This window comes from Rhodobacter sp. Har01, assembly GCF_020564565.1.
GTDB lineage: Bacteria > Pseudomonadota > Alphaproteobacteria > Rhodobacterales > Rhodobacteraceae > Pseudogemmobacter.
In genome coordinates, this window is sequence record NZ_JAJCTD010000001.1 from 122,871 (window position 1) to 142,205 (window position 19,335).

General features: G+C 69.0%; 23 protein-coding genes, 1 tRNA gene and 2 pseudogenes. 8 read left to right on the plus strand and 18 right to left on the minus strand.

Annotated features, from left to right (window positions below):
- Positions 1-227 precede the first annotated feature (227 nt).
- The 3 genes from LHP98_RS00575 to LHP98_RS00585 are packed head-to-tail and all read left to right on the plus strand — an operon-like array spanning position 228 to position 3,793.
- The gene (locus LHP98_RS00575; RefSeq protein WP_227250559.1) at positions 228-1,937 is read left to right on the plus strand and encodes a hypothetical protein; all 1,710 of its coding nucleotides are present in this window, start codon (positions 228-230) and stop codon (positions 1,935-1,937) included.
- 18 nt (positions 1,938-1,955) lie between these two features.
- On the plus strand, positions 1,956-3,272 hold the full coding sequence (locus tag LHP98_RS00580) for a hypothetical protein (RefSeq protein ID WP_227250560.1): 1,317 nt from the start codon (positions 1,956-1,958) through the stop codon (positions 3,270-3,272).
- 20 nt (positions 3,273-3,292) lie between these two features.
- A complete protein-coding gene (locus LHP98_RS00585) occupies positions 3,293-3,793 on the plus strand; it encodes a hypothetical protein (RefSeq protein WP_227250561.1) in 501 nt (166 codons plus the stop codon).
- Positions 3,794-3,897: 104 nt separating this feature from the next.
- Here LHP98_RS00585 and LHP98_RS19680 read toward each other — a convergent pair.
- The 10 genes and pseudogenes from LHP98_RS19680 to LHP98_RS19590 all read right to left on the minus strand — a co-directional run.
- Positions 3,898-4,011, minus strand: a pseudogene (locus LHP98_RS19680) (hypothetical protein); the annotation flags it as partial.
- 12 nt (positions 4,012-4,023) lie between these two features.
- Positions 4,024-4,980 carry a GlxA family transcriptional regulator gene (locus LHP98_RS00590; RefSeq protein ID WP_227250562.1) on the minus strand — a complete coding sequence of 319 codons (957 nt, stop codon included), beginning with the start codon at positions 4,978-4,980 and terminating at the stop codon, positions 4,024-4,026.
- Positions 4,977-5,237: a hypothetical protein gene (locus LHP98_RS00595; RefSeq protein WP_227251567.1), complete on the minus strand. Its 261-nt coding sequence runs from the start codon at positions 5,235-5,237 to the stop codon at positions 4,977-4,979. The genes LHP98_RS00590 and LHP98_RS00595 overlap by 4 nt, the downstream gene beginning before the upstream one ends.
- A complete protein-coding gene (locus LHP98_RS00600) occupies positions 5,212-5,400 on the minus strand; it encodes a TOBE domain-containing protein (RefSeq protein WP_319638900.1) in 189 nt (62 codons plus the stop codon). Before LHP98_RS00600 ends, LHP98_RS00595 begins: the two co-directional genes overlap by 26 nt.
- Positions 5,385-6,173, minus strand: a complete 789-nt coding sequence (locus LHP98_RS19425) for an ABC transporter ATP-binding protein (protein ID WP_319638901.1) — start codon at positions 6,171-6,173, stop codon at positions 5,385-5,387. The genes LHP98_RS00600 and LHP98_RS19425 overlap by 16 nt, the downstream gene beginning before the upstream one ends.
- Positions 6,149-6,817: an ABC transporter permease gene (locus LHP98_RS19430; RefSeq protein ID WP_319638902.1), complete on the minus strand. Its 669-nt coding sequence runs from the start codon at positions 6,815-6,817 to the stop codon at positions 6,149-6,151. The genes LHP98_RS19425 and LHP98_RS19430 overlap by 25 nt, the downstream gene beginning before the upstream one ends.
- Positions 6,818-6,830: 13 nt before the next feature.
- Positions 6,831-7,010 (minus strand): hypothetical protein, encoded by a 180-nt coding sequence (locus tag LHP98_RS00610; protein ID WP_227250564.1) that lies wholly within the window; start codon positions 7,008-7,010, stop codon positions 6,831-6,833.
- Between the two features lie 112 nt (positions 7,011-7,122).
- Positions 7,123-7,335 (minus strand): hypothetical protein, encoded by a 213-nt coding sequence (locus LHP98_RS00615; protein ID WP_227250565.1) that lies wholly within the window; start codon positions 7,333-7,335, stop codon positions 7,123-7,125.
- Positions 7,314-7,973 carry an extracellular solute-binding protein gene (locus LHP98_RS00620; RefSeq protein WP_227251514.1) on the minus strand — a complete coding sequence of 220 codons (660 nt, stop codon included), beginning with the start codon at positions 7,971-7,973 and terminating at the stop codon, positions 7,314-7,316. The genes LHP98_RS00615 and LHP98_RS00620 overlap by 22 nt, the downstream gene beginning before the upstream one ends.
- Entirely contained in the window at positions 7,970-8,866 is an 897-nt protein-coding gene (locus LHP98_RS19590) for a LysR family transcriptional regulator (RefSeq protein ID WP_319638915.1), read from the minus strand. The genes LHP98_RS00620 and LHP98_RS19590 overlap by 4 nt, the downstream gene beginning before the upstream one ends.
- On the opposite strand from LHP98_RS19590, the pseudogene LHP98_RS19435 reads away from it, so the two are divergent.
- Positions 8,837-8,971: pseudogene (locus tag LHP98_RS19435) on the plus strand (creatininase); the annotation flags it as partial. The gene LHP98_RS19590 and the pseudogene LHP98_RS19435 sit on opposite strands and share 30 nt — an antisense overlap.
- Positions 8,972-9,114: 143 nt before the next feature.
- On the opposite strand, the gene LHP98_RS00635 reads toward LHP98_RS19435, so the two are convergent.
- From LHP98_RS00635 to LHP98_RS00660, 6 genes are all read right to left on the minus strand, one after another.
- Positions 9,115-9,579 carry an aminopeptidase P family N-terminal domain-containing protein gene (locus LHP98_RS00635; protein ID WP_413687356.1) on the minus strand — a complete coding sequence of 155 codons (465 nt, stop codon included), beginning with the start codon at positions 9,577-9,579 and terminating at the stop codon, positions 9,115-9,117.
- Positions 9,580-9,767: 188 nt separating this feature from the next.
- Entirely contained in the window at positions 9,768-10,172 is a 405-nt protein-coding gene (locus LHP98_RS00640; RefSeq protein ID WP_227250566.1) for a carboxymuconolactone decarboxylase family protein, read from the minus strand.
- Between the two features lie 10 nt (positions 10,173-10,182).
- Positions 10,183-11,019 carry a branched-chain amino acid aminotransferase gene (locus LHP98_RS00645; protein WP_227250567.1) on the minus strand — a complete coding sequence of 279 codons (837 nt, stop codon included), beginning with the start codon at positions 11,017-11,019 and terminating at the stop codon, positions 10,183-10,185.
- 263 nt (positions 11,020-11,282) lie between these two features.
- Positions 11,283-11,358 (minus strand) — tRNA-Ile (locus LHP98_RS00650).
- Between the two features lie 52 nt (positions 11,359-11,410).
- Positions 11,411-12,217 (minus strand): metallophosphoesterase family protein, encoded by an 807-nt coding sequence (locus tag LHP98_RS00655; RefSeq protein ID WP_227250568.1) that lies wholly within the window; start codon positions 12,215-12,217, stop codon positions 11,411-11,413.
- A 3-nt stretch (positions 12,218-12,220) separates the two neighbouring features.
- Positions 12,221-13,117, minus strand: a complete 897-nt coding sequence (locus LHP98_RS00660; RefSeq protein WP_227250569.1) for a diacylglycerol/lipid kinase family protein — start codon at positions 13,115-13,117, stop codon at positions 12,221-12,223.
- A gap of 127 nt (positions 13,118-13,244) precedes the next feature.
- On the opposite strand from LHP98_RS00660, the gene purM reads away from it, so the two are divergent.
- The 3 genes from purM (at position 13,245) to rnd (ending at position 16,230) form a co-directional block, all read left to right on the plus strand.
- Entirely contained in the window at positions 13,245-14,291 is a 1,047-nt protein-coding gene (gene purM / locus LHP98_RS00665) for a phosphoribosylformylglycinamidine cyclo-ligase (protein WP_227250570.1), read from the plus strand.
- The gene (purN, locus tag LHP98_RS00670; protein WP_227250571.1) at positions 14,288-14,890 is read left to right on the plus strand and encodes a phosphoribosylglycinamide formyltransferase; all 603 of its coding nucleotides are present in this window, start codon (positions 14,288-14,290) and stop codon (positions 14,888-14,890) included. The genes purM and purN overlap by 4 nt, the downstream gene beginning before the upstream one ends.
- Before the next feature lie 182 nt (positions 14,891-15,072).
- Positions 15,073-16,230: a ribonuclease D gene (gene rnd / locus LHP98_RS00675; RefSeq protein WP_227250572.1), complete on the plus strand. Its 1,158-nt coding sequence runs from the start codon at positions 15,073-15,075 to the stop codon at positions 16,228-16,230.
- A 269-nt stretch (positions 16,231-16,499) separates the two neighbouring features.
- Here the strand turns inward: rnd and LHP98_RS00680 are convergent, their stop codons facing one another.
- Positions 16,500-16,955, minus strand: coding sequence for a hypothetical protein (locus LHP98_RS00680; protein ID WP_227250573.1), 456 nt, complete (start codon positions 16,953-16,955; stop codon positions 16,500-16,502).
- Between the two features lie 120 nt (positions 16,956-17,075).
- Between LHP98_RS00680 and LHP98_RS00685 the strand changes: the two genes are divergently transcribed.
- The gene (locus tag LHP98_RS00685) at positions 17,076-17,486 is read left to right on the plus strand and encodes a SufE family protein (protein WP_227250574.1); all 411 of its coding nucleotides are present in this window, start codon (positions 17,076-17,078) and stop codon (positions 17,484-17,486) included.
- Here LHP98_RS00685 and LHP98_RS00690 read toward each other — a convergent pair.
- Positions 17,483-19,279 carry an aminopeptidase P family protein gene (locus LHP98_RS00690; RefSeq protein WP_227250575.1) on the minus strand — a complete coding sequence of 599 codons (1,797 nt, stop codon included), beginning with the start codon at positions 19,277-19,279 and terminating at the stop codon, positions 17,483-17,485. The genes LHP98_RS00685 and LHP98_RS00690 overlap by 4 nt on opposite strands.
- Between the last annotated feature and the right edge of the window lie 56 nt (positions 19,280-19,335).

Here is a 19,335-nt window from a genome sequence, read left to right on the forward strand (position 1 = left end):
ACATTCACGTTTTTTTCCCACACCCGTTCACGCTCTACAACCGCCGATTGGTGCAGGCTTGCCAAGCGGGCGGTCCGCCGCCGGCCCGCCAAGGCCTGAAAAGACATTTCACCGAAACCGGGGTGCCCGGCGCGCAGTCTCTGCCGCACGCGCCCGCATCATTTCGCCGCCGGCCATCGGACGATCCGTCGTCCGGCATCGCCGCGGCCTGAACAGGGACAGTCACCATGGGATTCGATCCGTTCATCTGGCTTGCCGACCTGGCCGAGGACCTTTGGAACGAAGTCGTCAACTCCGGCAAGATGCTGGCCGCCCGCGGCGGCGCGCTGAACATGGCGGAAGCCTATCACCTGGACGGCGACGACGAGGCGTTCCGCATCCTCTGGGCGCTGACCACCAAGGCCACCCTGGCCGAGTTGGGCCTGCATGCCGACGCCCAGGCCGAGGTCGGCCGCGCGCTCGGCCTGCTCCGGACGCTGGCCGACACCGCTCCGGCGACGGCCACCGGCTTTGGCAAGCCGATCACGGTCGTCGTGGACGACGGGTTCCTGACCACCCAGGTCGCGGCGACCGCGGGCCGCTACGTGGTCTTCTCGGATCACCACATGCTGTATCACGGCGCCCGGCAGAACTTCTTCAAGCACGGCTACCAGGCCCAGAACCAGTCCGGCGAGGCCGACAGCAACTATGACCTCTACCTGGAAATCCTCGGCAAATACTACGGCGTGGCCGATTACACCCTGGTCGAGAACGGCGACATCGAGGAACTGCTGATCTACGAGCCGGTGCTGGCCGAGATCAAGGATGCCGCAAGCTGGACCTGGGGCGAGATCCTTGCCTACCGCAACAGCAAGAAGCTGTCGCAGCTGGCCAGGATCGCGCGCGACAACCGCAGCTATTACCAAACCATCCAGACCCATTTCACCGATCGCAAGAAATACTTCCGCATCACCGGCAACCATGACCGCGACATGCGCAGCCAGGCTTTCGTGGACGTGGTCCGTGACGCGACCGCCACCGCCCTGCCGCTGGCCAGCGACGTGCTGTTGCTGCGCGGGGCCGGCGATGTCGATTACATCATCTGCCACGGCCACCAGTTCGACAGCTCCTGCACGCCGAAACACGCGGCCAAGCTGGGCGAGACCCTCACCCAGGGCGGGGCCTGGGCCTATCAGGGGCCCGACCGCGTCTGGCGCGAATCGAAGGACCCGATCGCCGACTGGCGCCGCGGCGGCCGGCCGGTGCAGAACGAACTCGTCACCGACCAGCCGACCGACTACCAGACCACGCTGGAAGCCCTGATCGGCGCGGTCGATCCGGTGACCGGCGAACTGATCGGCGACGCGGCGCAATTCCTGGTCGATGCGCTGGGCGTGGCGCTGGGCAGCCTGGACAGCGAACGCGGCTGGGAAACGATCTATGGCAAGAACATCGCCTGGGAATACTTCGACAACGCCAATTCGCCCGAGCTGGCGATCCGCGACGAGGTCAAGACCGGCAAGCGCTGGTTCAAGTTCCGCCACATGAACGAATTCCGCATCGTCGCGGAACTCGACTCGCTGTTTGCCGGCAGGCCGACGCGCCTGATCCTGGGCCATTCGCACGAGCCGCGCTTCCGGCCCGGCAAAAGCCTGCCCGGCCAGCCGCACCGCACGGTGGACAGCTACCTGAACTGCGCCTCGGCCGGCCGGTTCCAGAACCTGATCTGGGGCATCGAACTGATCGACGGCGAGCCGTTCCTGGTCTCGTGGCACCGCGAGGACCGGCCCCCGGTGGGCAATGTCGCGGTACGGACGCTGTGGGAGAATGCCCTGGACGGGGCGACCTCGGTGCTCAGGCCGATCGCCTCGGCGACCATCGCCGAACTGCTTGGCGGCGCCACCGGCCTGCACGGCGACACCACCACGCTGCGCATCGCCGCCGATCACATCATCTAGACACCGGCGGGGATCGCCATGGACACGACAGCAGAACCTCCTTTCCCGGTCTGGCAGGGCTTCCGGCACAGCTGGACCTACAACCACCGCCTGAACCGGCTGGGCGACTGGCTGGCCACGACGGACCGCGCGGGTGACCGGCTGGTGGTCGAGGTTGCGCATGCGGCGGCCTCGGGCACCGGACGGGACCAAGCGACGTTCCAGGGCTTCCGCACCATCGCCCGCGCCGCCGGCATCAGTTACCGCGAGCTCTGGCGCAGCATCGAGATCACCGCGACCGAGGCCGCCAGCCGCGCCTTCGTCCGCGAGATCCGGCTGGCGCCCGACGAGGTGCCCGACGACTGCGACCGCTTCGCCGCGATCCTGTCCGGCTTCGACCTCTGCTCGGCCACGGATGCCGACAAGCTGGCCAGCTTCCACCTGGCGACCAGCCAGCCGCGGCGCGACGCCACGACCGGCGAGGTCGTGTTCCAGATCGTCGGCGCCCTGAACGTCGATTGCGACAGCGCCGAATGCGACGCGCATGACAGCACCGGCGGCATGATCGCCGCGGTGCTGGCCGGCGCGGCGGCGGGGTCGAACCTGGGGCTTCCGGGGCTGGTCGCGGGGGCGGTGTTCGGCGCCCTGTTCACCAAGCTGGACATCACCACCGACTACACGCTTCAGGTCCGCTGCGCCCTGATCGCCGGCCGCGCCGAGACCCTCTGCGTCACCGGCCATTCCGCGCAGCGGCTTTATGGCTGGGACACCCGCCGGGTCATCACGCGGCGGAACGAAGGCACGATCCGCGACTTCCAGATGACCGGCGACGACGCCCCGCACTGGTGCCTTTGCATCCCGGCAATCACCCAGCTGTCGCTGGAGGTGACGCGCAACCGCGGGATACTGCGCCCCGACACCGCGATGCATCTTCTGGAATGGGACATGGCGGTGCGGCCGGTCTCGTCGGATGGCCGCCGCTGCACGGCCGACCTTGAACTGTTCTTCCGCAACTGGCAGGCACAGCCGTCCAGCTTTCTCGATGCCCAGATCGACGTCTTCGAACCGATCGAGCCGCTGGACGATCTCAGCCAGGCCATCGCCTCGCACCGCGACGCGGGCTGGGCGTCGGTCTTCATCGGGCTCAGCCTGCTGCAGTTCGCCGCCGCCGATGCGGTCGGCCCGGACGGTTGGTCCGCAAGCCTGGTCTGGGACGGCCAGGGCGCAAGCGCCAAGTCCGAATCCGCCGTGCGCCGCGCCCGGCAAGGCCCCTACGACATTCCGTCGCCCACTGCCTGCGAACCGCCGCCATTCGACCGGACCGTTCTCAGGATCGCCGCCGACCTTGGCAACTGAACCTTGAAAGGAGTGTATTCATGGCACAACATCCCACCGCAGAACTCGACCGCCGGAAAAAGGGCGGCGGGGGCAAATCCTCCAACGGCGGGCAGGGCGCGCGCCGGCTGGCCACCCCGACCGAAGGCGGCGCCGGGCCCGACCTCGACGACCTCACCGCGCCGGACGGCGGTGCGCAGTCCCTGCTTTACGAGACGACGCGCGGGCGTGTCGCGGGCTATGGCGTCAACAGCGCCGGCCTGACCATCCACCTCGACTGTTCGGCGATCTCACGGATCGTGGCTTCGGTCGGGGCGGAGGAACCGCACTTCCGCTCGGCCGTGTCGATGGCCATGGTGGCGCTGAACAACCGGATCAGCCCGTCGACCTCGACCGGGATCGACCAGCAGTATCTCTGGGTCAGCCTTGAGAAAACCACCAAGGGCAGGACCATCCGGCCCGCCGCGGCGGTGGCCTTGTCGTCCAACACCGACAACGATCCGTTCGATCACGCGGGCTGGGCCTTCGCCCCCACGGCCTAGCGCCGCCGCGCCGAAGCGGGCAGCCATCCCGGCTGCCCGCCCCGCCGGCCCGCCCCGTCGTCCCTTGCCGAAGGCGCGGGGACAGCCCCCCGGATTGCGCCAGCTCAGCGGCGTCTTGTGCGCAGCGTGCCGATGCCCAGTTTCAGCTTGGTCGGGGCGGTGCCAAAGCGCCCGCGGAAGCTTTTCGAGAAATGCGACACCGAGGCAAAGCCGCAGGCGGTGGCGACCTCCTACAACGTCAACTCGGTGGTGCTCAGCAGGTTGCGGCCGCGGTCCAGCCGCAGGCCGCGATAGAACTCGCCCGGCGACTTGCCCGTCGCCTCGCGGAACAGCCGTTCCAGATGGCGGCGGGAATAGCCGGCGGCCTCGGCCAGGTCGTCCATCGACAGCGGCTCTTCGATGTGGCGGTTCATCAGGGTGACGCTGGCGATCAGCACCGGATTGCGCGACGACATCAGCGCCGCCAGCGAACTGCGCTGTTCGGGATCGACGCCCGGCATCACCGTGCGCAGGCACATCTCGGACACCATCGCGGCGAAGTCGGCGCCGTGCTCGTCGGCGATCACCGACAGCATCATGTCGGTCGAGGCGGCCCCGCCGCCGCAGGTCATCAGCCGGCCGTCGGTCTCGAACCGGCTGGCGGTGGGGGTCTGGTCGGGAAAGGTCTCCACAAAGCCGGGCTGGTTTTCCCAATGCAGGGTAAAGCGGCGGCCGGCGACCAGCCCCGCCTTGGCCAGCGCCACCGCGCCGGTGCAGATGCCGCCCACCACGCCGCCAAAGCGGTGATGCCGGGCCACCGCGGCCACCACGGCAGGGGCGGCGGCGGCCGACTGCGGGTTGCCGGCGCAGACAAAGACCCGGGCGTCGCGGTCGAAGGTCTCGATCGGGCCGTCCGCGCCGACGGCAATGCCCGAGGAACTGGCCACCGGGCCGCCGGTTTCGGACAGCACGCGCCAGCGGTAAAGGGGTTGCTGCGACAACTGGTTGGCAATCCGCAGCGGCTCGACCGCCGAGGCAAAGGCCAGCAGGGTGAAGCCGGGCACCAGGATGAAAGCATAGGTCCGCGTCGGCCCGGCCGAGCTGACGGCACAGAAGGCCGCCCCTTTCGGCACCAGTGAATCATGCCGTGTCACGTCGGTTTCCACCTGGTCCCCAAGGCGCGGAACGCCCCCCTGTCCGTCGGTCATGCATGGGCCTCTCGCGGGGTGCGGTCAAGCCGCGGGGCGGCGGCCGGCGCGGCCGGGCCTCCGGTCCGGGTCGCTTGCCGCTGCTCGGCCGGGTCAGGGCGGATCGCGACCTGCGGCATCGCCAGCCTTTCGGCGGCCAGATCAACGGCAAGCAGGGTCAGCCGCCCGCCACAGGGATTGGCGGCGGCGGGCATCGCAAGGGCGCGAAACCGGTCCGTTGCGGCGGCGGCGTCAGGCTTTGGCGACAAGGTGGCCATCCTCCGGCGCCCACCAGGCGAACAGGTGCTGTCCGATCTCCCGCGGCAGGTCGGCCAGATCCTCGTGGCCCTTCTGCACCCGGATTTCCCGGCCTTGCGCCGTTTCCAGATCCAGCGTCGCCATGGCGCCGACGAATTCCTCGCCGATCACGCGCACCGGCACCGCGTCCACCCGGCCGCAGCCGCCCGCACCCTGCCGCTGAAGATGTCGGACGAGCGCTGGAAATCGGCCAAGAAGCGGGTGCGCGGGGTGCGGCAGACCTGTTGCGGGGTGGCGATCTGCTCGATCACGCCTCGGCTCATGATCCCCACCCGGTCGGCCATCGAAAACGCCTCGGACTGGCTGTGGGTGACGTAGACGAAGGTGATGCCGGTCTCGCGCTGAAGGTTCTTCCGCACCGACCGCATCCGCACCTTCAAGGCCGCATCCGGCGCCGACAGCGGCTTGTCCGGAAGCAGGAATTCCGGCTCGACCACCAGCGACCGCGCCAGCGCCACCCGCTGCCGCTGGCCGCCCGAAAGCCGGGCGACGTTGCACTGGGCGACTTCGGTGATGTGCAGCCGGTCCGGCCATTGCTCGGCCCGCTTGCGGCGCTCGGCGCGGCCCAGGCCGCGCATCTTCAGCGCAGATTCCACATTCCCGCGCAGGTTCAGGAACGGAAACGGCGCCCGGCACTGCCAGACCATCGCGGTGTCGCGGGCCCAGGTCGGCAGGTCGTTGATCGGCTTGCCCGACAGGCGGATCACGCCTTCGCTGGGGGCCTCAAGCCCCGCCAGCATGCGCAACGTCGTGGTCTTTCCGCAGCCCGACGCCCCCATGGATGTGACAAAGACAAAGCTGCCGATGGCATTGATGCGCGGGCTGACCTGGCCCTGCAAAAAGCCCAGAACCTTGACCGGCAGGGTCTCATTCAGGCCCGAGACGAACCAGGCCACGGCGAATGCGTCGAAGGGGACACCGCCATGGTGATGAACAGCGCGCCCAGGATCGCGGGCTTGGTCAAGGGCGCGATGACATGCCGCATGGTCGCCCATTCCGACGCGCCCGGGTTCCAGGCGGCGGGTTCCAGTGCCGGGTCGATATGGCTGATCCGCAGCCGGATGATTGCTACGGCGAAGGGCGCGCAGACCACGACGTGGCTGATGAACACCGACAGCGCAGTGCCCGACAGGTTGATGCGGCTGCGACAGGCCAGCATCGCCAGGCCCAGGATGATGACCGGAATCGTCGGCGGCAGCAGCGCCAGCGCCAGGCAGACCTGCTTGCCGAAGGGCTTGTAGCGATTGTCGGTATAGGCCGCGCCAAAGCCCAGCGCGGTCGAGATCACCGCCGCCCCCACGCCCACCGGCAACGTGTTGCGAAACCCCTCCCAGACCAGCGGGTCGGAGGCCACCGCCCGGTACCATTCCAGCGAGAACCCGCCCAGCGGGAGGGATGGAAAGCGGTCCGCGTTGAACGAAAAGAAGAAGCTGGCCGCGATCGGGGCAAAGACAAAGCCATAGGCGGCCACGACAAAGGCCCTCTGCGCCCAGTCCACGGCCCGGCTGCGGTTGATGTCCTCTGCGCCGGTGCCGCTCATCTGGTGCGTCCCCTCATTTGGTGCGCCCCTTGCAGGCGAAACGGACGGCGGCAAAGGCCACCCACAGCAGCGTGCCGATCATGGTCAGCGCTGCGATGGCGGCGGCCAGGGCCAGGGTGGTGCCATAGGCCTGCCAGAACACCATGCGGCTGAACATCGTCACCCAGTTCACGCTGTCGAAGTCCGGCCGCATGGCAAGGTTCTTCACCGTCCAGAACGACAGCGCGGCGTCGCATGGCCGCAGCGCTCCGGCTTGGGGGAAAGGGGCCGGCGGGCATGCATGGCACCCGCCGGCGCGGGGGCGGTCAGGCGCCCTTGCAGTCCGACCAGACGTCGTTCCCGGTCTCAAGGTCCTGCTGGATCGGCGGCTGGCGAACCTGGATCTTGCCCGACCGGATCATGTCCATCCCGTTCGACTGGCCGGTCACCATGCCCTGGCGCGCGGCCTCGGCGGGGTTGTCAGAGTCCAGCACCTCCGCGCCCTTCTGGTTGGGGATCAGCGCCGGATAGGCCGCCATATTGGCCGATTTCGCCTGGCCTTGGCCGAGGCGACAAACTGGATCCATTTCTCCGCCAGGTCCGCCTTGGCCGCGCCCTTGCCGATGGAAAAGCTTTCCGTCCATTGCAGCCCGCCCTCGTCGGGGATGACCGAACGCACCTTGGCGCCGGTCTTTTCCAGCATGCCGGTGACCCAGTCGCCGATGCCCGCTAAGGCCAGCATCTGGCCGTCGTTCAGCGAAGAGAAGGTGCCGCAACGGTCGAAGAACCCGCCCACCTGCGGGCGCAGCGACAGGGTCTTTTCCTTCACCGCCTCCCAGGCGGCCTCGTCGATGTCATGGGGAATGGCATTGCCGTTCAGCTGGCTGATCTGGCCCAGGTTCGGCAGATGCCAGTCGCAAGGGCCGACCTTGCCGGTCAGCCTGGGGGGCCGGAACAGGTTGTAGCTGCGCGCCTCGGTCACGGCGTCGGGGTTGTAGGCGACGCCGAGAAAGCCGAAGCGGGTGATGACCGAATACAGATTGCCATCGGCCCCGTGGCCGGGGAACTGCTGGAACTCGGGGAAGAAGTCGGCCAAGGCACAGTCCGCCGGGTCCAGCTCCTCGATGTGGCCGGCGGCGTTCCGCTGCTGGACGTATTCGGCATCCGACAGGATCAGATCGAAGGTGCCGGGCGCTGTAACGCGCGGCTCAGGTCGCGGTGATTCTCCAGTTCAACCTCGGGGTGGCGCTGGATGAAGCCGGTCAGCGTGCCTTGCAGGACGCTGACGGCATCGCCGGTGTATAGGCCGATCCGCAGCACGCCGGACATGTCGGCGCGGTGGAAATGGGCCACCGCCTCGTCGTTGATGCGCACCATTTCCCGCGCAAAGCTGAGCAGCGCCTCGCCGGCCGGGGCGGGCTGGATCTTGCGGCCGTCCTGGGTCAGCAGCGGCGCGCGGATCAGGTCCTCCAGCCGCCCGAGCTGCAGCGAAATCGCCGGCTGGCTGCGGCCCAGCAAGGCGCCGGCCTTGGAATGCCCGCCCAGTTCCACCACCGCAATGAAGGTGCGCAACAGGTCGGCAGGTTGGTGATCGGCGCCATGCATTTGCCCCCCTGATGAAGCGGCACCCCCAAATCGCAGACCCCTGATGTCGCTGCACACTGCCTTTGCTTGCGAATTGACCTGGCCCGACCGTGACGGGGCGAAGCGGAACGGGCGAACGCCGATCCTGATCCCGTGCTCGATCAAGCAGCATGGCCACCACACGCCGCTGCAGGTCGATGTGCGGCTGCCCACCGAATTCGCCCGCCACGGCGCGCGCAGGATCTGCCCGGTGAACGGGCATTTCGAGAATTCCTGGTTCATCATCGAAGGCATCGACCTGGCCTTGCGCGCATTGCGCTGGGACGGCGTGACCGAGGTCAAGACCGTGGGGCGTCCTGCTGGGGCTTCGTCCACAAGGAGGCGATCGCCCAGCTTTGCCCGAACGGTTTCCCGGGCCGGGAAATCGAGCATGGTGGGGTGCTGGAAACCTCGCGGATGCTGGCGCCGCATCCGCACCTCGTGCATCTGGACCGCGCGCTGGACCTGGCCCCGGCCAGCTTTCCGCCCTATGGCGTCGACCCGGTCAAGCCGGGATGGACGCCCTGCTCGGGCACCCTGTCCTCGCCCCGGGAGGCCTCGGTCGAAAAGGGCCACATCCTGCTTGGGGTCTGCACCCAGGGCATCACCGCCGCCCAGCCGCCCAGCCGCCCCATGGCAGACGCGGGCGCCGGTGCGGATCAGCTTGTGCTCTTCGGCCGACTTGATCGACCGCATCACATCGAAGCTATAGCGATATCGACGACTTCCACGCCGGGCAGCGCCGCCTCAAGCGCCTTGCGGTCGTCGAGGCTCACGCGGTCGAACTCGATCCGCAGCCGCTTGACCCCCGGCGTCAGTTGCCGCACCGCGCGGTGGAAATTGTCGCGCCGCCAGTCGGTGTAGGTGATGTTACCGCCAAAGCTGCGCCGCCAGGGCTGGCCGCCGTCGATCCCGGCGGAAATGGGGGTGCCGTTCCCCTGCGGGATCACCATGCCGTAGTTCCGGCCGAAACAGCAGAAGAGCCAGCCCGAATGATAGGTGATGCCGTGGAACGAGGTGAGCAGCCCGGCATCGACCTCGTTCGCGGCCATCCAGCCGCGCAGGTCGTCCTGCCGCCGCTTCATCTCGGCCTCCGAGAACGGCGAGAGCGCCTTGTCGCCGTTGCGCCATTCCATGACGTGCAGCATGCCTTCGGTCATCTGTCTTGCCCGTCCTGCAGCGTCGGAAACCCTGCCTGAAGGCCAGCGCCCCGCCGGACGGCACAGAAATCTGTTCTGGAAATCGTGGGATTGGGAACGCTGCTGCAGCCGGATTCGGCGCGGCCATGCCGGCAGGGGCAGGCGTGCCCGGCCCGATGCCCGGGGCGCCGAAGCCCGCGGGCGATGGGCTAGATCTGGAACTCGGGATCGACCGGCACCTGCAGCGCATTGGCCAGGTGGTTGGTCTGCGCGGCCAGGCCGATGATCGCCAGCAATTCGGCGTGCTGCGCGTCGGTCATGCCCTTGGCGCGGGCGGCGGCGGTGTGGGAATGGACGCAGTAGGTGCAGGAATTGGCGGTCGAAACGGCGATGTAGATCATCTCCTGCATCGCCGGTCCCAGCGCGGTGGGCGCCGCCATCACAGCCTTGAGCTGGGTCCAGACCCGCTCAAGCTGCTCGGGGTGGTTCGCCAGCGCGCGCCAGAAGTTGTTGACGAAATCCGATTTCCGGGTGCTGCGGATGTCAGCGAAGACGCGCGCAACCACCGGATGCGCGGCGGCCTCTTCGTCGGTCCAGATCTTCACGGTCGCCATGGCATGCTCCTCAGGAATGCGCCCAGTCCCAATACAGGGCGCGGGCCTTGCGGGTGATCGGGCCATAGGGCAGGTCGCGGCCCTCGAATCCGATGCAGGGCACCACCTTCGAGATGTTGCCGGTGGAAAAGATCTCGTCGGCCTGATGGAAGTCCTCGACCGTCAGGGTGATCTCATGCACCGCCACGCCGGCGGCGCGCAACAGGCCGATCACCCGCTGCCGGGTGATGCCGTCCAGGAAGGTGCCGTTCGGGATGGGGGTGAAGACCTCGCCGCCGCGGACCAGAAAGACATTGGCGGTGGCCAGTTCCGCCACGTTGCCGTTGGCGTCGCAGACCAGCGCATTCATGTAGCCCCTGGCCTGCGCCTCGCGCACCATGCGGGCGTTGTTGGCGTAAAGCGCGGCCGCCTTGGCGTTGACCGGCATCACCTCCATGGTCGGGCGGCGGAACCGGCTGGTGGTCAGGCTAAAGCCCTTCGGCTCGGTCATCGGCATGGCCTCGAGGCACAGTGCAAAGTCGGTCGAGGCGGGGTCGGGGGGCAGCATGCCGGGGCCGCCCTCTTCGGCCCAGTACATCGGGCGGATATAGGCGTCGGTGCCGGGGGCGAACTTCGCCAGCCCCTCGCGCGTCAGCGCCTCGATGGCCTCGGCGGTCAGCGTCGGCTCCAGCAGCAAGGCCCTGGCCGAGGCGTTCACCCGCGCCGAATGCCGGTCCAGGTCGGGCGCCACGCCTTCGAACAGCCGCGCCCCGTCGAACACCAGGCTGCCCAGCCAGGTGCCGTGCGAGGCCGCACCCAGGATGCGCAGGTCGCCCTCGTGCCAGCGCCCGCGCCAGAACGTCCACATCTGTTTCATTGCCCGCCTCGCGATTGCACAGCGGCATACAGGACCATTTCCTCGCCCGGCTCAAGCGGGCATTGCGCGCAGATCCGGACGTGCCGGGCCAGCGACACGGGCTTGCGATCCGCCATCCCGCCGATCCTCGGCGCCGCCTGCCATGCGGGGTTGCCGCGCGCCACGGACCCTGGGTGGCCCGCCCCGGATCGCCGCCGCCCCGGCTATCCCTGGCGTCAGGCGTTTCCAGCCCGCCGACATCATCGAAGCGGTTCTGGTGGGCCCGGAGGGACTCGAACCCCCAACCAAGGCGTTATGAGCGCCCAGCTCTGACCATTGAGCTACAGGCCCACGCTGCGCAACGGGTAGCAGATGCGGCCGAAGGGTCAAGCTGCGCGGCGCCTCACTGCGCCTGCCAGCCCGCTGCCACTTCGGGCTGGTGGAACACGAAGCGCTGTGCCGGGGCAAAGTGCTGCGCATTGCCCGGGGCCGCCCAGCGGGTGACGGTGACGGTGCCTGCCTGCCAGTCGATCACGTTGAAATCGTTCTCCTCGCCCCGCAGCCGGGTCGACAGCGTTGTGCCCGCCTGCACGCAGAGCATCCGCCGGCCATTCTCTTCGATGGCATAGGGTGCGGCCGCCCACTGGTGCAGGTGACCGCACAGCACGACATCGGCCCCCGCCGCGGCCAGCGCGACGGTGGCCGCCCGCGCGCCGGTCATCGCGGCCTTGCCGGATTGCGGCGGCTGGTCCAGCGGATGGTGCATCGCCACCACCTGCAACTGCCCCGGCCGCGCCGCCTTCAGCCGGGCACAAGCCCGCACCAGCGAGGCCCGGCGCACCCTTCCCGCCTGCCAGACGAAGGGATCGGCGGTGTTCATCCCGATCACCTGCAGATCGGCGGTCTCGACCATCGGCTCCAGCTCCGGCCCGATCCAGCGCCGGAAGGCGGCAAACGGCCAGGCCAGCCGGGCGAGGGGGTTCCACAGCGGCAGGTCGTGGTTGCCCGGAATGCCGACGACCGCCCCCGGCAGGGCCGCGATCAGCCGCGCGGCGGCGGCATACTGGCCGCGCAGCGCCCGCTGCGTGAGGTCGCCCGAGATCACCGTGACCTGCGGCGCCAGATCGCGCACCTGCGCCGCCAGCGCCGAGGCCAGACCCGGCCGGTCGCGGCCGAAATGCAGATCCGACAGGTGAACGATCCGGCCCATCCGTCACGCCCCCCCGACCGGGACGATCACCTTCAGCGCCCCCGGCAGAACCCTGAAGCGAAACGGCGCCTGCATCTTCGCCCGCTCGCCGTCGCGGGCGATGGTGCGGCGCGGGGCGCGGGTCTCGATCACCATTTCCTCGCCGGCCTCCAGGGTGAAGTCGCGATAGGGCCGGGCGGTCCGCAGCGCCATCTTCAGGGCAAAGCCCAGCACCTGCCAGCGCCGCACCTCGGGCGCGACGTAGATCGCCAGCTTGCCCTGGCGAATCAGGTCCACCCCTTCCAGCAACCCGTATTGCTCCAGCTGGTAGGCATTCTGCGCGATAAAGACCATCGGGCTGCGCCAATGGTCGGTGCGGCCGTCCACCGTGATCCGCAGCCGGCTGGGCCGGTCGTAGCTGACCAGCGTCCGCACCGCCGACCAATAGGCCGCCAGCCGCGACCGGCCCCAGCGCGCATAGGCCGCCTCGCGCCGCTCCAGCAGCGCCGGATACAGCCCCAGGCTGGCGTTGTTCAGGAACAGCCGCCCGTTCACCTCGGCCGCCGCCACCCGCTGGACCCGGCCCGCAGCCAATTGCCGCGCCGCCTGGGCCGGGTCGTTCGACAGCCCCAGGCTGCGGGCAAAGAAGTTGAAGGTGCCCAGCGGCAGGATGCCCATTACGGTTTCGCTTCCTGCCAGCGCCTCGGCCACGCCGCAGACCGTGCCGTCGCCGCCGGCCGCGATCACCGTGGCAAAGCCGTCGCGCGCGCCTCGGGCGGCGGCGACCACGTCGGCGCCCTTGGGCAGGATGCGCAGCTCTGGCGCGATCCCGGCTGCCAGCAAAGGCGCCACCAGCCGCTCGACCCCGCCCTCCTGCTTGCCCGATCCCGCATTGGCCAAAAGGCAGACCGGACCCTGCATCACATCCCCCGCATGTTGCCGCACAAACGATACGCGCGAAGGCCGGTTCCGGTTTCCCGCTTTGTTGCGCCTTGGCGTCAAACCGCGTAAGGGGGCGTCGAACGGCAAGGCCAGAGGAGCGGGCGGAATGAGCAAGGGGCACAACGGGCTGACCTACGCCGACGCCGGCGTGGACATCGATGCCGGAAACCGCCTGGTCGACCGCATCAAGCCTGCCGCCAAGGCCACCAACCGGCCCGGCACCATGGGCGGGCTGGGCGGGTTTGGCGCGCTCTTCGACCTCAAGGCGGCGGGCTATCAGGACCCGGTGCTGGTGGCGGCGACCGACGGCGTCGGCACCAAGCTGCGCATCGCCATCGACACCGGCAATGTCGATACCATCGGCATCGACCTGGTGGCGATGTGCGTCAACGATCTGGTCTGCCAGGGCGCCGAGCCTTTGTTCTTTCTGGACTATTTCGCAACCGGCAAGCTTGAGGTGGACCAGGCGGCCCGCATCATCGAAGGCATCGCGAAAGGCTGTGCCGAAAGCGGCTGCGCCCTGATCGGCGGCGAGACGGCCGAGATGCCGGGCATGTACCACAAGGGCGATTTCGACCTGGCCGGCTTTGCCGTGGGCGCGATGGAGCGCGGCTGCGACCTGCCGCGCGAGGTGGGGGCCGGCGACGTGCTTCTCGGCCTGGCTTCCAGCGGCGTGCATTCCAACGGCTACAGCTTCGTGCGCAAGGTGGTGGAGCTTTCGGGCTTGGACTGGGACGCGCCCTCGCCCTTCTGCGAAGGCACCTTGGGCGAGGCGCTGCTGGCGCCGACGCGCCTCTATGTGAAACAGGCGCTGGCGGCGGTCCGCGCCGGCGGCGTGCATGGCCTGGCCCACATCACCGGCGGCGGCCTGACCGAGAACCCGCCCCGCGTGCTGCCCGAAGGGTTGGCCTGCGAGATCGACCTGTCGTCCTGGGCCTTGCCGCCGGTGTTCCGCTGGCTGGCGAGTACCGCGAACATGGCCGAGGCAGAGTTGCTCAAGACCTTCAACTGCGGCATCGGCCTGATCCTGGTGGTTGCCGAGGACCGCGCCGAGGCGCTGGCGGAAACCCTGCGCTCGGTGGGCGAGACCGTCACCCCCATCGGCCGCGTCGTGTCGGGGCAGGGGGTCGTCTACAAGGGCCGCCTGCTGTGACCGCAGCGCCCCGGCGCGTCGCGATCCTGATCTCGGGCGGCGGGTCGAACATGCTGCGCCTGGTGGAAAGCATGGTGGGCGACCACCCGGCCCGGCCAGTGCTGGTGCTGTCGAACGACCCCGCGGCGACGGGCCTTGAGAAGGCGCGCGCCCTGGGCGTGCCGACCGCCGCCGTCGACCACCGTCCCTTCGCCGGCGACCGCGCGGCGTTCGAGGCGGCACTGCTGCAACCGCTTCTGGCCGCGCGCCCCGATATCGTCTGCCTTGCCGGCTTCATGCGGGTGCTGACGCCCGATTTCGTGGCGCGCTTTGCGGGCCGCATGCTGAACATCCACCCCTCGCTCTTGCCGAAATACCCCGGCCTGCACACCCACCAGCGCGCGCTGGACGCCGGCGACGCGGAAGCGGGCTGCACCGTGCATGAGGTGACCGCCGACCTGGATGCCGGCCCGGCCTTGGGCCAGGCCCGCGTGCCCGTGCTGCCCGGCGACTCCGCCGACAGCCTGTCCGCCCGGGTGCTGGCGATGGAACACCGGCTTTACCCCGCCGTCCTGCGCCGCTTTGCGGCCGGGGACCGCACCCCCGTCTCTCTGCCCTGAGCCATCCGCCGGGAGCCGGAATCCGAAGTCGAATTCCGTCCCCGATTTCCGGCTTCGGAAATCGGCTCGCCGCCCGGCCGGCGCGCTTCCGCCCGGAAACGCCGCTTTTCTTTCACCGCGACCCGTCCTATAGCGGGTCCTGACCTGCGGGATGCCCCCGCGACCTGCGACAAGGACGGCCCATGCGCACGATCACCACGACCGAGGACCTCGCCACCTTCTGCGAGGCCGCAAAGGCCGAACCCTACGTCACCATCGACACCGAATTCCTGCGCGAACGCACCTACTGGTCGAAGCTGTGCCTTCTGCAGATGGCGCTGCCCGGCAAGGACGGCGACGCGGTGCTGGTCGATCCGATCGACGGCGACGCGATGAGCCTTGAGCCGCTCTACGACCTCTTCCGCCACGAGGCGACCGTGAAGGTCTTCCATGCCGCCCGGCAGGACCTGGAAATCTTCTTCGTCGAGGGCGGGGTCTTCCCCAGGCCCCTGTTCGACACCCAGATCGCCGCCATGGTCTGCGGCTTCGGCGAACAGGTCGGCTATGAGACCCTGGTGAAGAAAATCGCCAAGGCCGGCCTCGACAAGACCTCGCGCTTCACCGACTGGTCGCGCCGGCCGCTGTCCGAGGCGCAGAAGGACTATGCCATCGCCGACGTGACGCACCTGCGGGTGATCTACGAATGGCTGGCGGGCCAGCTCAAGAAGAACGGCCGCGGTCCCTGGGTCGAAGAGGAGCTTTCCATCCTCACCGACCCGGCCACCTACACCGTCCACCCCGAAGAGGCCTGGCAGCGCATCAAGACCCGCACCTCCTCGGGGCGGTTCCTGGCCATCGTCAAGGAACTGGCGCGCTTCCGCGAAAGCTATGCCCAAGGCCAGAACGTGCCGCGTTCGCGCGTGATGAAGGACGATGCGCTTCTGGAACTGGCCTCGACCCGGCCGCAAAGCATGGAGGAACTCGGCCGCTCGCGGCTCCTCTTGCGCGAAGGCCGCAAGCCCGAGATCGCCGAGGGCATCCTGGCCGCGGTGAAGCGCGGCCTCGAGATGCGCCCCGAGGACATGCCCAAGGTCGAAGCGAACGGCGACGCGCCGCAGGTGAACGGCGCGCTGGCCGACCTTCTGCGCGTGCTCCTCAAGGCCAAGGCCGAGATGCTGGGCGTGGCCCCCCGGCTGATCGCCTCCTCTGCCGACCTCGACAGCATCGCCGCCGGCGGGCGCGAGGTCGACGCCTTGCACGGCTGGCGCCGCGAAGCCTTCGGCGAAGATGCCCTGCGCCTGTGCAAGGGCGAAATCGCGCTCTCGGCCAAGGGCACCGAGGTCCGCGTCGTCGCGCTCTGACCGACGGGTTTCAGACCGACCGGCGGCAGATCTTTCGTCTCGCCCCCATCTCGCCCCCATCTCGCCTCTGCCGCGCGATGGCGCGCGTCACCCGGTGCGGCCCTTGCGCTCCGCGCGGGGGGTATTTGAGCCAAGATGAAACGGCATGCCTTCATCTTGGCATAAATACCCCGGGGGGTTTGGGGGGCTGGCCCCCCATCTGCCCAAGAAGGTGCGAAGACGACGACAAGACAAGAGGCCCGCGGCGCCCTCCGCGCCGGTCCGCTGGATCAGCGGCGGGCGGCGCGGGCGTTGGCGGCGCCTTGCACGACGATCTCGCGCACCGGATCGAGGACGATGTTCGACAGGTGGATCGCCGCGGTCACCTCGCGCGATTGCGGGGTGTTGATGTCGGTCCGCTCGATCGGCGGAAAGATGCGGAACTCCAGCACCAGCACGCCGTCCTCGGTCAGCGGCTGCTCGACCAGCTCGGCCTGCCACCAGCCCTGCGTCGGCGTCCGCCCGGTCGCCCGCACGATCGCCCCGGTGGGGATCTGCTCCACCGTCATCGACACCACCTCGGCCACCAGGTCGCGGGTGTCCTTCGGCCGTACCGGCAGCGCCACCGTCTCGCGCTCGCGCGACCGGCCGAACCAGTTGAACGGGTTGAGCTTGCTGTCCCGGACCCTCGCGCAGCCGGCCAGGCCCAGCGCAAGCGACGACAGCACGACGGTGCGGCGGTTCATGAACGTCTCCATCTTCTCCCTCTGGCTAGCGCATGCCGCGCGGCTTGAAAAGCGCCCCTTTTTACCGGGGCTGGACCTTGCCCGCCCGCAACGCTACCTGAAAGCAGCAAGGAGACGCCCATGGCCACCGCCGCCTTCGAAGACATCGCCGAGACGCTGGAATTCCTCGACGACTGGGAGGACCGATACCGTCACGTCATCGAACTGGGCCGCGCCATGCCGCCGATGGACCCCAGCTTCCACGTTCCCGCCTACAAGGTCGATGGCTGCGCCAGCCAGGTCTGGCTGCGCCCCGTCCTGGCCGAGGGTCGCTTCGACTTTCAGGGCGACAGCGACGCGCTGATCGTGCGCGGCCTGATCGCCATCCTGCATGCGCTTTACTCCGGCCTGCCGGTCGCCCAGGTGCCGGGCATCGACGCCGCTGCCGAACTTGGCCGGCTGGGCCTGAACGACCATCTTTCGGCGCAACGCTCGAACGGGCTGCGCGCCATGATCGAACGCATCCGCAAGGTCGCCGCCGAGGCCGCCTAAAGCGGCGCGCAGGCGGCCTCAAGCCAGGCCCGCGCCGGGGCCGAGACCCTTTGGCCAAGCTTCGCCCGGACCTCGGCCTGATAGCCGTCCAGCCAGGCCCGCTCCTCCGGCGACAGCATCGCCGCCACCACCAGCCGGCGGTCGAACGGCACCCAGGTCAGGGTTTCGAAGCACAACTGCTTGCGCTGTGCATCCGCGCCCGGGGTGGCCTCCTGCACCACGATCAGGTTCTCCAGCCGGATGCCGAACGCGCCCTCGCGGTAATACCCCGGCTCGTTCGACAGGATCATCCCCGGCTCCAACGTCACCTCCGAGATTCGGCTCAGCCGCTGCGGGCCTTCGTGGACGCTGAGGAACGCGCCCACGCCATGCCCCGTGCCATGGTCGAAATCCCGGCCCGAGACCCACAGCGGATAGCGCGCCAGGGGGTCGAGGTCGCGCCCGGCCAGCCCGACCGGCCAGCGCACCCGGGAAATCGCGATCAGCCCCTGCAGCACCCGGGTGTAGCAGTCGCGCGCCTCGTCCCCCGGGGTGCCCATCGCCACGGTGCGGGTGATGTCGGTGGTGCCGTCCAGATACTGCGCGCCCGAATCGACCAGCAGCAGATCGTCCCGGCCGACCCGGCGGCTGGTCTCCTCGGTCACCCGATAGTGCATGATCGCGCCATGCGGCCCGGCCCCGCAGATGGTGTCGAAACTGATGTCATGCAGCGCATTGGTCGCCCGGCGGTACCCCTCCAAGGCCCGCACGACCGAGATTTCCGTCAGGCTTTCCGGGTCCTGCGCGTCCAGCCAGCACAGGAATTCCACCATTGCAGCCCCGTCGCGCAGATGTGCCTCGCGCATCCCCTGCACCTCGGCCGCCGTCTTGCGCGCCTTGGGCAAGCGGCAGGGATCGTCGCCCCAGGCGACCTCGACGCCCGCCTCGGCCAGTTCCTGCGACACCGCCAGCGGCGCGGTCATCCTGTCCACCCGCACCGGCCCCTGCAGGGTATGCAGCGCCGGCACAAAGGCCGAAGGCGGCCGCAGCGTCACCTGCGGCCCCAGGTGGGCGCGGGTCGCTGCGTCGAACTTGGCCGCTTCGGCGAACAGCGTCACCCGCGCGTCGTCGTGCAGAATGGCATGACCATGCAGGATCGGGTTGCGCGGCACATCTGCGCCGCGGACGTTCAACAACCAGCAAACGGAGTCCGGCAAGGTGATCACCGCCGCCCGCTGCCCCGCCGCCCGCAGCCCCTCGGCCAGCCGCGCCCGCTTGTCGGTGCTCGACTCGCCCGCCAGCGCGTCGGGGTGCGCGAAGGCCAGTCCCAGCGGTGGCGCCGGCTGATCCGGCCAGATCAGATCGACGAAATTCTTTTCTGGGCGAAGGGATACGCCCGACCCTTCAAGCGCCGCCTCAAGCTTGGAAATCTCGTCGGCGGTGTGCAGCCAGGGGTCGAAACCGACCACGCCCGCCGCCAGATTCTCCAGCATCCAGGGCCCCGGCTTCACCTCGGGCCAGGGCACCGGGCTATAGGCTGCCAGATCCACCTGCGCCTTCACCTGCGTCCGGTAGCGCCCGTCGATGAAAACGCCCGCCACCGCCGGCAAGACCACGCAGAACCCGGCCGAGCCGGTGAACCCGGTCAGCCACTGCAACCGCTCGTCGCGCGCCGCGACATATTCGCCCTGATGCACATCGGCCCGCGGCACGATGAACCCCGCCAGCCCCTCAACCGCCAGCGCTGCCCGCAGGTCCGCCAAGCGTGACGGCCCCTGTTCCGGCGAAGCATGGCTCTCGAAACTCTGGAACATCCGCCGCCTCTTCATCTTGGTGAAAATACCCCGGGGGTCCGGGGGCTGGCCCCCGG